Source organism: Halosolutus sp. DAT137, assembly GCF_059736405.1.
The window spans coordinates 359,447-372,298 of the sequence record NZ_JCAQID010000001.1 but is presented as its reverse complement, the minus strand read 5'-3'; the positions used below and the strand labels follow the sequence as shown (position 1 = coordinate 372,298).

The following is a 12,852-nucleotide window of genomic DNA, read 5'->3' as shown; positions in this document are numbered from 1 at the left end:
TCGCCCGATGGAACGGGTTGCTTCCGAGAAAACGACCGTTCGTTCGGACTCAGCTGCGGAGTTTTTCGATTCGCTTCTCCGTCGGCGGGTGCGTCGCGAACAGCTTCGCCAGGAAGCTCTCGTTCGAGTTGAAGATACACAACGCGCTCACGCTGTCGTCGACCGCCGATTCGCGGCCCTCGGAGCCGCGAGAGATCTTCTCGAGTGCGCGGGCGAGCGGGTCGCCGCTGCCGATGTACTGGCGCGCGTCGTCGTCGGCGACGAACTCGCGGTACCGCGAGATGGCGAGGACGAAGACCATCACGAGCATCTGTGCAATGTTCGAGAGAACCATCCCGACGATGATCCCGCCGAGACCGCGCTCGCTGCTCATGATGTAAACCATGTAGGCGACCCAGCCGACCATCATCGCGATCGAACTGCCGACGACCATCGCGACGACGTCGCGGTTTTTGATGTGGGCGAGTTCGTGGGCGACTACCCCCTCGAGTTCGTCGCGCTCTAAGAGTCGGATGAGTTCCGTCGAGACGCAGACGACGCCCTTTCCTTTCCGGCCGGTCGCAAAGGCGTTGGGGACGCCCATGTCCATAACCATCAGTTTGGGCTTTTTGATGCCCATATCCCGGCTCAGGGATTCTGTCATCCGATGGATGTCCGCGTACTGTCCCTCCTCGGGCATCTCCTCTGCCTTTCTGGTTGCCGACCAGACCCCGATCTTGTACTGAATGAACGGGAGGGCCAACAGGCCGAGCAAGACTATCGGCCACGCGCCGAATCCGAACATCGCCAGCCCGAACGCGCCGACGAGCATGTAGAACGCGAACAGGATCGAGCCGACGACCGCCATTCGCACTTTCAGGCCAAAGTCAGTCATATACCGAATGAACAGTCCCCGTCAGGGATAAATTTCGCGGAATTTCGCGTTACAGCCTCACACGATCGCTGCCGTCGCCGGCCGTTTCGACCGATCGAAGACGCAACGGATAAGAGCGTTCGGATCGATACCGTTCGTATGCGCCGCGTCGCTCACCGCGCCGTCGATCGTCTCGTGAGCGGCGTCGCCCCTCGTTTTCCGAAACGTAAACGCGTGTGAGTGCGCTCGCTGCGGGAGTGACACCCCCGTCTCGGGCGCGGTTCGGCTACGCGCGATCGATCAACAACTACTACTCGACCGCTGACAGACACCATCCACTGTCGACCGACCCCTCACGACCAGCACGACCCACCACGACCACGATCACACCATGAGTTCACCTATCGACCTGACGGGCGTCTTCCCGGCGATGTGTACGCCCTTCGACGAGAACGAACGGATCGACTTCGAAACGCTACAGACCGACGCCCAGCGCCTCGAGACGGCGGGCGTCGACGGGCTCGTCCCCGTCGGCTCGACGGGCGAATCCGCGACCCTGACCCACGACGAACACGTCCAGGTCGTCGAGGCCGTCATCGACGCCGTCGACGACGTGCCCGTCATCGCGGGTTCCGGCTCGAACAACACCCGCGAGGCGCTGGAGCTCTCCGAACGCGCCGCCGCCGCGGGCGCGGACGGCCTCCTCCTCATCTCGCCGTACTACAACAAGCCCGAACAGCGCGGGCTAATCGAACACTATCGAACGATCGCAGACGCCGTTGACCTGCCACAGATCGTCTACAACGTCCCCTCGCGGACCGGGCGGAACATCGAACCCGACACTGCCGTCGAACTCGCCAGCCATCCGAACATCACGGGCTACAAGGCGGCAAGCGGTGATCTCGGCCAGATCGGTGAAATTGCCGAACGAACGACGGACGAGGACTTTGCCGTCCTTTCGGGAGACGATGCGCTCACCCTCCCGACCATCTCGGTCGGCGGGACCGGAACGATCAGCGTCGCGGCGAACATCGAACCCGAGCGGACCGTCGCGATGGTCGGCGCAGCCCTGGAAGGCGACTACGGACGCGCCCGGAAACTCCATCACGAACTCGGCCCGCTCTTCCGTACGCTGTTCATCGAGACCAATCCGATCCCGGTCAAGGAAGCGATGCAGATCCGGGGCTACGGTCCCGCCCGCATGCGCGCTCCCCTTTCGCGGCTCGCTGACGAGTACCACGACGAACTCGAAGCCGTCCTCGCGGACCTCGGAAGCCAGTCGACGGCCGTCGCGAGTGCGGAGGCCGATCGATGACGGTGCGACTCGGCGTCACCGGCGCGACGGGGCGGATGGGCCGAGAAGTCATCGCCGCGGCGTCCGAACACGCCGAGTGCGAGATCGTTTTCGCCGTCAACCGAGAGCCGGACGGGGAAACCGTCGACGGCGTCGCCGTCGAGTCGGCCGACGAGTTCGATTCGCTGGTCGTCGATCGCGAACCCACGGTCGTGATCGACTTCACGGGCCCGGAATCGGCGATCGAGTACGCGGAAGACTGTGCAGACGTAGGCGTCGCGTTCGTCACGGGGACCACCGGATTCACCGAGGACCAGGAGGCGACGCTCGCAGCGCTGAGCGACGAGATTCCCGTTCTTCACGCGCCGAACTTCGCGCGTGGCGTGCAGGCACTCCTCAACGTCGTCGGCGAGGCGGTGCAGAACCTGCCTGGGTACGACATCGAACTCGTCGAGACGCATCACAATGCGAAACGCGACGCCCCGAGTGGCACCGCGAATCGGCTGCTCGACGAGATCGAAGCGAACGGCGAGTTTGTTGGTCGGACCCACGGCCGCGAGGGCGAAGACCCGCGCGAGGACGGCGAAATCGGCGTCCATGCGCTCCGTGCGGGAAACATCACTGGCGAACACGAGATCATCCTCGCGGGCAATCACGAGGAGGTGCGGCTCACGCACCGTGCAGAAGACCGCGGCGTTTTCGCCGCCGGTGCCGTCGACGCGGCGGTCTGGATCGCTGGACAGAAGACAGGTGACTACGACTTTGCGGACGTAATCGACCAATGAGCGCACTACAGAGCGAAATCGAGCAGTTGTGGACGCAGTACGACGACGGCGCGATCGACGCCGATTCCGCCGGCGAGGACGAGTACGCGACGCTGGAGGCGTTCCTCGACGCCCTCGAGTCCGGCGAGATTCGCGCCGCCGAGAAGCGGGATGGCGAATGGGAGGCAAACGCCTGGGTCAAGCAGGGCATCCTGCTCAACTTCGGCCTGCGATCGATCGGCCAGTACGAACACGGCGGCGTCACGTACAACGACGTCCTCCCGCTGGCCGATTCGAGCGACTACGGCGACCGCGGCAGCCGCAACACGCCTGACGGCACCGTCGTCCGACAGGGTGCACACGTCGGCTCGGACTGCATTCTGATGAGTCCGGCGTTCGTCAACATCGGCGCACACGTCGGTGACGGGACGCTGGTCGACTCCTGTGACACGGTCGGCTCCTGTGCACAGATCGGCGCGAACGTCAAACTCGGCGCGAACACGCTGATCGGCGGCGTGCTCGAACCCGTCGAGGGATCGCCGGTGATCGTCGAGGACAACGTTTCCCTCGGTGCCGGCTGTCGCGTCACCTCGGGGTTCGTCGTCGGCGAGAACAGCGTCGTCGGCGAGAACACGCTTCTGACGCCGCGCATCCCCGTCTACGACCTCGTCGAAGAGGAGGTTATCTACGGCGAACTGCCCGCCGATCGCCGGGCGTTCACCCGTTTCGTCGAGTCTTCGATCAGCGACCACGACCTCTTCGAGGGCGGCGCGTACAAGCCCGCGGTCGTCGCGACCGACCTCGAGACGGAGACCCTCGAGGCGACCGAACGCGAGGACGCGTTGCGGGAGTAACCGAGATTCGGGATCCGGATTCGAGGTTTGGGTTCGGGGTTCGCCACCGCCGGACCGAGTGGCCATACGGGACGTGAAATTTCAGGACCCACTGTTGAGCGAGATCGACACGAAAAGGATTTTACCGTTCGGGTGAGAGGCCGGGGCAATGGGAGCGACCGCGGACGATCGGGTCTATTACGTCATCAGTGATCTCCACATCGGGGGCGACGAGCAACTCGAGGAGGTCGAGTTTCTCGACGAGTTACTCGAGTTCTTGGAGCGTCTGGAGTCGACTGACGAACCCGCCGAGTTGATCATCAACGGCGACGCGTTCGGGCTCTGGGAGTTTACCACGATCGAGGGGATCGAGAAATTCGACGCACTCGAGGCGACCTATCCGGACCTGTTCGCACAGCTACGGGCGACCGGCGAGAACGTCCAGATTACGCTGGTGCCGGGCAATCACGACCACGAGCTGGCGGCGTACGGCGAGTACGTCGATCGGTTCGCGGAGTACAACGTCGATCTCGTCCAGGAGGAGTCGATTACCCGTCCCGTCGGTAACCGGACCATTCACTTCGAGCACGGCCACCAGCAAGATCCGAACAACCGGATCGAAGACTGGGGAAACCCGTACGCGACCCCGCTTGGATACTTCTACAACACGCTCGTCACCAGCCGCGCGGGCCAGTTGTCCGATCGCGGGCGGTACAACTGGCTCAAAGACGTCCAGGCGGTGACGCCGACCGAACGGATGCCGGTGTGGCTCCTCTCGAAGTATTTCTATCGGGAAATGAACCCGCTGCTCCGGTACGCGCTGGTGCCGTTTCTCTTGCTGTTCAACATCAGTATAATTCTCGTCCTTCTGGCCGGACTCGATTTCGCGGGCGTCTGGTCGACGCCGGCGGATATGGCCGTCAGCTTTCTGCAGCAGTTCGGCGCGGCCGGGACGGCGATCTGGTTCCTGCTCGCGGTCAACATCACGGTTACGGGGCTGGTGCTGGTGATCGGCGTCCCGCTGTATTTCATCCGTCGAGACGTCAGGAAGACGATCAGCCGCTTTGGCGTCTTCGAGACGGAACTCACCGTCGACGCCGAGACGCCCTACGCCGACGCGGCGCGGGAGGTATTCGAGGAGGAGCCTGAGACGGCGGTCTTCTGTTACGGCCACACGCACCGCCCGCGACTGCAGGAGGTCGACGGCGGCGTCGCCGTCAACACCGGAACGTGGCTCAAGAGACTGCATCGACGCGACGGGATTACAGGGATTCTCCCGCCGGTGTTCTACCCGTCCTACCAGCTGTGTACGGTCCGCATAACCGCCGATGCCGAGGCTGGCGGGATCGCCGTCGACTACGAAGCGATCGAGAAACCGAGTCCGAAGGGCGAAGAGCTCACCCTCACCGAGCGACTGTTCACCGTCGGCCGCGAACCCGACCTCGAGTTACCCGACGGAACGGTCATCGAGGACGAGGTTCCGGTGTCCGACCCGCAACCGACCGAGCAACGGCTGACCGAGTGACGAACACCGACGGCAAACCCAAAGCCTTGACTTCTCGCGGCGAGTTACGAGTGATAATGACTGCGATCGAGGAGTCGCCGGCGGTTCGTCGGCTCGAGGAGTGGGACCCCACGAAACTGCAGACGCTCGTGGCGGAGTACGGCTCACCGCTGTACGTCCTCGATCTCGATCGCGTTCGAGAGAACTACCGCCGACTCCGACGGGCGTTTCCGGACGCCGAGATCATGTACGCGGTGAAGGCGAACGCCCTCGAGACGCTTCTCGAGACGCTCCACGAGGCCGGTGCGGGGCTCGAGTGCGCCTCTGCAGGCGAACTCGTGCGGGCGCTCGAGGCCGGCGCACCCGGAGCAGACGTCCACTACACCGCGGTCAACCCGCCGGGCGGCGACCTCGATCGGGCCGTCGAGCTCTGGGCGGACCACCCCGACCTGACGATCACCGCGGGGGCCGAGGACACGATCGATCGCCTCGCCGGTCGGGGCTACGACGGTCGGCTCTGTCTCCGGGTCAATCCCGGCGTCGGGGCGGGACACCACGAGAAGGTCCAGACCGGCGCAGAGCCGAAGTTCGGCGTCCCGGTCGAACGCGCCGTCGAGGTGCTGACTGACGCCGCCGCTCGCGGCTTCGACGTGGTCGGCATCCACGCCCACGTCGGCTCGGGCGTCTCGGGCGACCAGCTCGAGACCCACCGAGAGTTCGTCACGGTGATGGGCGACCTCGCCCGCGAAGCGAACGAGGCGCTTCGATCGGCCGGCCACGACGGACTCGAGTTCGTCGACGTCGGCGGCGGCTTCGGCGTTCCCTACCGCGAAGACGAGGAGCCGCTCGATCTCGCCGCCGTCGCCGAAGCGACCCGCGACGCGATCGGAGAAATCGACGCGACGCTGGCGATCGAGCCCGGTCGCTACTTCGTCGCCGACGCGGGCGTGCTTCTGACCGACGTCAACACAGTCAAAGACGCCCGCGAGACGACCGTCGTCGGCGTCGACGCCGGGATGACGACCCTCGTCCGGCCCGCGATGTACGGCTCCTATCACCCGATTCGGAATCTAACCGCCGAGACGGCCCTGGCCGAGTCGACGGGCGCGCCGCCGCGGGGAACGCTTCCGCAGACGATCAGCGGGCCGATCTGCGAGAGCGGCGACGTGTTCTGTACTGACCGTGACCTCCCCAAAAGCGAACGCGGCGACGTGCTCGCGATCGGCAACGCCGGTGCGTACGGCTACGAGATGGCCAGCCAGTACAACAGCCGGCCACGCCCCGCCTCGGTGGTCCTCGACGGCGGTGGCGTCCGACTCGCCCGCCGCCGGGAGACGATCGACGACGTTACCCGTCAGGAGCGACTGGAGACGACCCGTACCGGCACCGACCGCGAGAGGACCCGCGAGCCGGACCACGACACCAGCCACGAGCAGGCATAACAGTATGATGACCGTTCCTTACCAGAAGTACCACGGCACCGGCAACGACTTTGTGATTATTAGCGCTGACGAGTACACCGTCCCCGATCGGAGTTCACTCGCCAAACGCGAGTGCGATCGGGACGACGGCGTCGGTGCCGACGGCGTTCTCTTTCTCGCGCTCGAAGACGGATTTCGGCCACCCCGCGTCGTGATGACGCTCGTCCAGCCGGACGGTTCGACGGCTCCGATGTGTGGCAACGGTGCACGCTGTGCCGCCGACTGGGCGATGGACCGGCTGGATACGGACAGCGTGATGATAGACACGCAGGCGGGAACGCTCCGAGCCGATCGAACAGACGAAGACGTCGCCGTCGAGATGACCGACCTCACGTTCGATCCCGAGAAGATTCCCGTCGACGCCGACGAGCAGGTTTTCGAAGAAGAGATCGAGGGTCTCGAAGTGACGATGGTCAACACCGGCGTTCCCCACGCCGTCGCCTTTGTCGACGATGTCGACGAGATTGATCTCGAAACGGTTGCACCGCCCGTTCGTCACGCCGAGATATTCCCGCTCGGCACGAACGTCACGATCGCCAGTCCCGACGGCGAAGGCGGCTTCCACCAGCGAACCTTCGAGCGCGGCGTCGAAGGCGAAACGAAGTCGTGTGGCACCGGCGCGGTGGCGATCGCCGTCGTCGCGCGTCGACTCGGACGCACCGACGCCGACCCGGTAACCGTTCGGCCGCCGGGCGGCGATCTGCGTGTGAGCTTCAACGAGCGCGGACGGCCGATGCTCGCCGGCCCCGTCGAACACGAGTTCGACGGCAAGGTGTCCATCAAGCCACCAGTCGAGCCGTGACCGGGAGCGATACCACGAGTCCGGTGCGAGCGAGGGAGTTCGACCCAATCGCGTTTCTCGAGACCGCCGTCCAGCATCCCTCGAACGAGGACATCGGCCCGATGCGGGAGTTTCTCTGTGAAACGCTCGAGACCCTCGGCGTCACGCCGGAGGTCGATGACGCCGGGAACGTGATCGCACGACGCGGTCCCACAGACGCCGAGACGTACGTCGTTTTAAACACGCATATCGACACGGTGTCGCCGCACGTCCCCTTCAGTCGCAACGAGAGCGAGGACGGGGACGAGGAACGAAGCAGCAGCGAGAGCGACGAAACCAGCGGCAGCGAGAGCGACGAAACCAGCGATATGGGTGGGGCCGGCGACGGTCGCAACGACGTAATCCGCGGCCGTGGCTCCTGTGACGCGAAGGGTCCGCTCGCCGCGTTGCTGTCGGCCTTTTTCGCGATCGATCCCTCCCGTGGTCGCGTGACCCTCGCGATCACCCCGGACGAGGAGGTGCTCTCGACCGGCGCGTACGCGCTGGTTTCGGGAGCGGAATCGATTACCAGGGACGCCGACGCCGTGATCGTGGGCGAACCAACCGACCTCGATGTCTGTACGGCCGCGAAGGGGCGCTTCCAGGGGACGGTACACCTCACCGGGGCGAACGCCCACGCCGCCGAACCGCAGTCGGGGACGAACGCGATCGCCGCACTCGAGGGCGTACTCGAAGCAATTCGCACGTTCGACGATCGCGACGACGCGCCGCCCGCCCACCCGCAACTCGGCGGGGCGACGCTCACACCGACCGTCGTCGAGGGCGGCGAGGCGACCAACCAGGTCCCCGCCGACTGCGCGCTGACGATCGATCGCCGGAGCGTCCCTCCCGAAACGGCCGAGGGGTTCCACGCGGCGCTGACTGACCACCTGCAAGCGGCCGTCCCCGGAGACGTCGGCATCGAATTCCGGTTTACCGATCGGCCGACGCCGTTTCTCGAGGCCTGGGATACCGACCCCGATGCCCCCGTGGTCGACCTGCTCGCGGACGCCGCCGGCGGTGCGGTGCGACCGTTTACCGCCGCGACCGAAGCCTCGTACTTTGCGGCCGACGCGCCGACGGTCGTCTTCGGGCCGGGCGTGTTGGCCGACGACGAGGGGGCCGTCGCCCACGCGCCCCGCGAGTACGTCCGGGTCGACGCCGTCGAGGCCGCGGCGGCGGCGCTCGAGGAGACGATCGCCGCGCTGGTCGAGTGATTCGTTCTCCGAGGGGTATGCGACGAGTTTTCGATCGGTTTGCTCTCTAGTAACCATCGATGAGGCTGAATGGTCGATACGGACCCGCTCTCGAACGAGGACCTCTCGGTCTCGATCAACGAAGCCGAACTGATCGTGCGAGCGACGATCAGTCGGCCCGAGCGAGGGAATAGCGATTTATCAACGAGAAGCGCGTACGTTCACCGTTATGCCCTACAGCCAGTGTAACGGGGCGGATCTCTACTACGTCGATCGCGGAGACGGGCCACCGATCGTCTTCCTGCACGGCGTGATGGCGAGCCACCGGTTCTTCGATCCCCAGTTGACCACCCTCTCGGACGAGTATCGAACGGTCGCCCTCGACTTCAGGGGCCACGGCCGATCGGCAAAGACGGAGATCGGGCACACCGTCGCACAGTACGCCCGCGATCTGCACGCCTTCGTGAGCCAGCGCCAGCTATCGGACGTCGTTCTGGTCGGGTGGTCGATGGGCGCGCTCGTCTCCTGGGAGTACGTCGACCAGTTCGGTACCGAGGGGCTTTGCGGGCTGGTGGATATCGACATGGAGGCCTCTCGATTCCAGTGGGACGATTACGAGTACGGTCTCACCGATCTGGCGGGTCTCGACGCAACCCTCGCGCTGGTCCAGCGAGATCGATCGAGTCTCATCGAGCGCCTTATTCAGCAAGCGTTCAAAAACCCACCGGCGGAAGCGACGAGAACGCTCGTGTTCGATGAACTCTCGCGGGTCCCCGCGCCGATCAAGAGCGCGATCCTCTTCGACGCGCTTACGCGCGATTACCGGGACGTGCTCCCGGAGATCGACGTACCGGTGCTGGTGTGTGCCGGTGCGGACGAGAAACGAGGCTCCGTCGAATCGGTCCGTCACGTCGCGGATCTCGTCCCCGACGGGCGTTTCGAGAGCTTCGAGGACAGCGGTCACACCCTGTCACTCGAAGAACCCGAGCGATTGACTCGGGTCATAGGCCAGTTCGTCGACTCGCTTCCGTAACCTGTGATTTCGCGTCGTGTGGAAGGGGCCGGGCGCTCACACACCTCCTGATGGGGAGACCGTCTCAAATCGCCATCAGCACGATCGCGACCACGCTCAAGCCGATCGCGGCCACCTTGCGAGGGGTGACGGCCTCCTCGAAAACCAAAATGCCGACGAACGAACTGATCACGATGAACAGGCCGAAGATCGGGACGACGACGCTGACGGGGCCGAGTTCGAGCGCCCGGTAGTAGCTCAGCAGGCCGACCGACAACAGGACCCCCATCGCGACGACGTGGAGGTTGTACCGGTGGCGAATGTACGGCCTGACCGCCAGACCGCGGACGGCGATGACGGTCCCGACGGCAACGAGCATGACCGAGTTCGAGAGGAAGACGGCCGTCGTACTCGGCATCTCGAGCATGGCGACCGAGACCAGGGGCGCGACGAGGCTGTAGGTGAGACAGGCGACGACCGACAGCGCGAGGTAGCGACGGATCATCGATCACCACTCGCGGCGAGGTAGATCGCGAGCACGGCAACGGCGATGCCGGCGGCCCGCGTCGCGGTCAGTTCTTCGCCCAAAAATGCGATTCCGATCGCGGAACTCCCGACGATGAACATCCCGTAGATTGGGACGACGACGCTCACCGGGCCAACCTCGAGCGCAGAGTAGTACGCGAGGATCCCCACCGCGAGCAAAAGCCCGGCGGCGTAGACGTAGCCCGCCGCGGGTGTCGTCGCGTACGCCGGGTCTGCGGTACCGGTGGCGACGATCACGCCGAGCGTCAGCAACAGGAAGACGGCCGTCGAGAGAAAGAGCGCGATCGCCGGCGGGACGGCGGACGTGACGACACTCGTCAGTGGCGGCATCAATCCGTACGCGATAACTGCGAGTCCGACCCAGAGCAGGTACTCCATCGGTTTACTCGAGAGGCGGCCGTCGGTCGATTTATAGCCATCGACACCGGAACTCGGTTCGTCGTCGCGTGGAGAGCGATCGCCGCCGAAACCGTTCGCGGTGCAGTGGAGCGCGATCGCCGGTTCGGTCCGTCTTAGCCGCCGACTTTCCAGTACCGATCGAGACTGATCGCGCGCCGGTCACAGCGCAGTTGTGCGGTCGACGTGTGCGAACTTCCAGTGGCACCGATCGTTGCGATCAAAGGGGGCGCGACTTAGTATCGGTGTCTCGAACGAGGGGTATGGTCTCGATCCCGGACGAGTTTCAGGACCTGTTCGAGAAGGAGACGTTCGCACACGTTTCGACGCTCCTACCGAACGGATCGCCCCACGTGACGCCGGTGTGGATCGACTACGACGCCGACGCCGATCGACTTCTCGTCAACACCGAACGCGATCGGCGGAAAGAAAAGAACGTGCGAAACGATCCGCGAGTCGCGGTGAGTATGGTCGATCCGGACAATCCGTACCGGATGCTTTCGGTGACAGGTGAGGTCGACGAACTCACGACCGAGGGTGCCCGCGAGCACATCGACGAACTGGCCGAGCGGTATCTGGGCGACGACGAATATCCGAATCCGATCGAAACGGAGCGGGTCATCATCTCCATCAGGCCGGAGAACGTGAGTGCGTTCGAGGCGTAGCCGACGCAGGTACCAGCTACGGATCGACTTCGAACACCATTCCGTGACGAGGGTCACCCGATCATCTTACAGGCGAATCAGTTCAGATCGCGGCGAATGCGAGACAGTATCAGCCTGCCGAAGAGATCATAGTCCACCGGCCGGATATGAGCGTATGGCGAACGGAACGGAGGAGGGACCGCCGTCACCGACCGATCTTGGAGAGGGCAACCTGCTCGAACTGATCCCACTGCATTCGACGAACCTCCTTACCGTTCTCGATGAGAACGAGATCATCCGATACGAAAGTCCCTCGGTCGAACAGATTTACATCGCTGACGACGGACCGGGAGTCTCAGAAACGGACCGCCAGAAGATCTTCGAAAGCGGCTATTCAGCATCCGATGGCGGGACCGGACTCGGATTGCGTATCGTCGAACAGATCGCTCATGCACACGACTGGGAGCTAGCACTGGTCGAGAGCGATGCCGGCGGGGCCCGATTCGAGTTCGTTAGCGTCGAGTTCGTCGAGTAACGAGTACGCACCCGTAATACAGTTGTCTCACCCGTGTAGCGTCATCACTCGCGTTCGAGAACGATCACGCCGGCGAGGATCAGGATACCGCCGATAACGGTCGTCACAGCGACCGGTTCGGCAAAGAGCAACGCGCCGAGGGCGACCGTCACGGGGGGTTCGACCGTGCTGATGATGCTCGCTCGGCTGGCACCGATATACCGCAGTCCAGCAAAAAACGTCACGACCGGAACGGCGGTCGCGAAGATGGCGATCGAGAGCAATACCGTCCACGCCGCGGGTGCCGTCGGAACCGCCAGCTGTCCGGTTGCGGTCCCGATAATCGTATAAGAGAGTCCCGCAGCGGGCAGGACGTACGCCGTGAGGACGATCGGGTCGACCCTCGCGAGCACCGCCCGCGACCCGGTGATGTAGCAGGCATAGGAGAGTGCACTCCCGAGGACGAGACCGACACCGACGACCGACGCCCCGGCTGGACTCGCACCGGTGACGAAGACGATCCCCCCGAAAGCCAGACAGAGTGCCACCAGCATAGGCCGACTGATCCGCTCGCCGATGACGACGACCGCGAGGATCACGACGAACGCGGGGTAGGTGTAGAGGACGATCGCGACCAGGCCGGCGGTCATAAACTCCAGTCCGAGAAAGTAGAGCCCGCTCTGGGCCGTATAGCCGACCCCACCGAGTGCGATCGCGATCGCCAGTGTTCGCCCGCGGAGAATCGGAAGTCGCCCGCGCCAGGCGAGAACCCCCCAGACGATGACGGTGGCAAGCAGGAACCGAGCGGCGAGCACCGTCGGGATCGAGAGACCCGCCCGCTGGGCGTAGACCCCGAAGATACCCAGCGTCCCGAACCCGATCCCCGAAATCAGGACAAGTAGAATGCCGATGTGCTCGGTGTCGAGGAACCCCAGTGGGGCATCGAGGAGACGGGAGGAAGCGTCGCTCATCAGCGATCGTGTCCTCACCGTTTC

Annotated in this window: 14 protein-coding genes; 10 read left to right on the top strand and 4 right to left on the bottom strand. The window is 64.5% G+C overall.

The genetic code is table 11. The features are described 5' to 3' along the window. Window positions 1-49: 49 nt before the first annotated feature. On the bottom strand, window positions 50-874 hold the full coding sequence (locus AC6I6L_RS01860; RefSeq protein WP_497916013.1) for a M48 family metallopeptidase: 825 nt from the start codon (window positions 872-874) through the stop codon (window positions 50-52). A 370-nt stretch (window positions 875-1,244) separates the two neighbouring features. Between AC6I6L_RS01860 and dapA the strand changes: the two genes are divergently transcribed. From dapA to AC6I6L_RS01820, 8 genes are all read left to right on the top strand, one after another. Further along, the gene (gene dapA / locus AC6I6L_RS01855; protein ID WP_497916012.1) at window positions 1,245-2,168 is read left to right on the top strand and encodes a 4-hydroxy-tetrahydrodipicolinate synthase; all 924 of its coding nucleotides are present in this window, start codon (window positions 1,245-1,247) and stop codon (window positions 2,166-2,168) included. Further along, window positions 2,165-2,932 (top strand): 4-hydroxy-tetrahydrodipicolinate reductase, encoded by a 768-nt coding sequence (gene dapB, locus AC6I6L_RS01850; protein ID WP_497916011.1) that lies wholly within the window; start codon window positions 2,165-2,167, stop codon window positions 2,930-2,932. The genes dapA and dapB overlap by 4 nt, the downstream gene beginning before the upstream one ends. Then, entirely contained in the window at window positions 2,929-3,765 is an 837-nt protein-coding gene (locus tag AC6I6L_RS01845; protein WP_497916010.1) for a 2,3,4,5-tetrahydropyridine-2,6-dicarboxylate N-succinyltransferase, read from the top strand. Before dapB ends, AC6I6L_RS01845 begins: the two co-directional genes overlap by 4 nt. Before the next feature lie 148 nt (window positions 3,766-3,913). Then, complete coding sequence (locus tag AC6I6L_RS01840; protein ID WP_497916009.1) at window positions 3,914-5,269, top strand: metallophosphoesterase; 1,356 nt, start codon at window positions 3,914-3,916, stop codon at window positions 5,267-5,269. A 56-nt stretch (window positions 5,270-5,325) separates the two neighbouring features. Next, window positions 5,326-6,690, top strand: coding sequence for a diaminopimelate decarboxylase (gene lysA / locus AC6I6L_RS01835; RefSeq protein ID WP_497916008.1), 1,365 nt, complete (start codon window positions 5,326-5,328; stop codon window positions 6,688-6,690). 7 nt (window positions 6,691-6,697) lie between these two features. Continuing rightward, window positions 6,698-7,531, top strand: a complete 834-nt coding sequence (gene dapF, locus AC6I6L_RS01830) for a diaminopimelate epimerase (RefSeq protein ID WP_497916828.1) — start codon at window positions 6,698-6,700, stop codon at window positions 7,529-7,531. After that, entirely contained in the window at window positions 7,528-8,766 is a 1,239-nt protein-coding gene (locus AC6I6L_RS01825; protein ID WP_497916007.1) for a M20 family metallopeptidase, read from the top strand. The genes dapF and AC6I6L_RS01825 overlap by 4 nt, the downstream gene beginning before the upstream one ends. A gap of 208 nt (window positions 8,767-8,974) precedes the next feature. Further along, window positions 8,975-9,778, top strand: coding sequence for an alpha/beta fold hydrolase (locus tag AC6I6L_RS01820; RefSeq protein WP_497916006.1), 804 nt, complete (start codon window positions 8,975-8,977; stop codon window positions 9,776-9,778). A 64-nt stretch (window positions 9,779-9,842) separates the two neighbouring features. On the opposite strand, the gene AC6I6L_RS01815 is transcribed toward AC6I6L_RS01820, so the two are convergent. Next, entirely contained in the window at window positions 9,843-10,259 is a 417-nt protein-coding gene (locus AC6I6L_RS01815; RefSeq protein WP_497916827.1) for an EamA family transporter, read from the bottom strand. Next, window positions 10,259-10,681: an EamA family transporter gene (locus tag AC6I6L_RS01810; RefSeq protein WP_497916005.1), complete on the bottom strand. Its 423-nt coding sequence runs from the start codon at window positions 10,679-10,681 to the stop codon at window positions 10,259-10,261. The genes AC6I6L_RS01815 and AC6I6L_RS01810 overlap by 1 nt, the downstream gene beginning before the upstream one ends. Before the next feature lie 281 nt (window positions 10,682-10,962). Between AC6I6L_RS01810 and AC6I6L_RS01805 the strand changes: the two genes are divergently transcribed. After that, window positions 10,963-11,364, top strand: a complete 402-nt coding sequence (locus AC6I6L_RS01805) for a PPOX class F420-dependent oxidoreductase (protein WP_497916004.1) — start codon at window positions 10,963-10,965, stop codon at window positions 11,362-11,364. A 154-nt stretch (window positions 11,365-11,518) separates the two neighbouring features. Beyond that, window positions 11,519-11,878, top strand: coding sequence for an ATP-binding protein (locus AC6I6L_RS01800; RefSeq protein WP_497916003.1), 360 nt, complete (start codon window positions 11,519-11,521; stop codon window positions 11,876-11,878). A 44-nt stretch (window positions 11,879-11,922) separates the two neighbouring features. On the opposite strand, the gene AC6I6L_RS01795 is transcribed toward AC6I6L_RS01800, so the two are convergent. Then, window positions 11,923-12,828, bottom strand: a complete 906-nt coding sequence (locus AC6I6L_RS01795) for a DMT family transporter (protein WP_497916002.1) — start codon at window positions 12,826-12,828, stop codon at window positions 11,923-11,925. Between the last annotated feature and the right edge of the window lie 24 nt (window positions 12,829-12,852).